This window comes from Pseudomonas sp. IPO3778 (genome assembly GCF_013386825.1).
In the GTDB taxonomy this organism is placed as follows: domain Bacteria; phylum Pseudomonadota; class Gammaproteobacteria; order Pseudomonadales; family Pseudomonadaceae; genus Aquipseudomonas.
The window spans coordinates 1-562 of record NZ_JACARC010000124.1 but is presented as its reverse complement, the minus strand read 5'-3'; the positions used below and the strand labels follow the sequence as shown (position 1 = coordinate 562).

Annotated in this window: 1 protein-coding gene; it reads left to right on the top strand. The window is 47.9% G+C overall.

Going from position 1 to position 562, the window contains the following annotated elements; all coding sequences use genetic code 11:
• Window positions 1–288 (top strand): M10 family metallopeptidase C-terminal domain-containing protein (locus tag HX855_RS32855; protein ID WP_178948052.1); only part of this gene is annotated, 288 nt, incomplete at its 5' end.
• Between the last annotated feature and the right edge of the window lie 274 nt (window positions 289–562).

The window sequence follows — 562 nt, the reverse complement described above, 5'->3', positions numbered from 1 at the left end:
GACTCGACCCGCGAGCGTGCGGACCTGTTGATGGATTTCACCACCGGCAAGGACAAAATCGATTTGTCGCAGATGAGCAAGAGCGCGGGTGTCGATTTGAACTTTGTGGACAAGTACACCAGCAAGGCGGGCGATACGATCATCAAGTTCAATACGGTAACCGGGCGTTACTTGTTGGCAGTCGATTTGACCGGTGGAGGCAAAACGGAGTTTCTGATTAAAAGTACACGGATAATAAGCCCGGAGGATGTTATAGGCCTGACACTGAAGCCTGATACGTATCTTTGACGGCCTGGAACGTACACGGCGCTTTCTTGGGGTCCGAGAGGGCAGTTAATACAATCAGTGTCGGATACCGTGTTGATTGTGTGACTGTTATTGTTTAAGTACTTCTTCGGAAATAATATCGGGGTTGGTGAGTTGTACTTTCATATGGCAACTTATTGGTCCCGGTAAATAGGATTTCCGGGGCTTGTGGGCCGTGTATGGAAAGGCCCGTTATTTGGTCTTGTAAAGGATGTCATCACGTGATAACTGCCTCTCCCGTTTTTAATTTTTATGT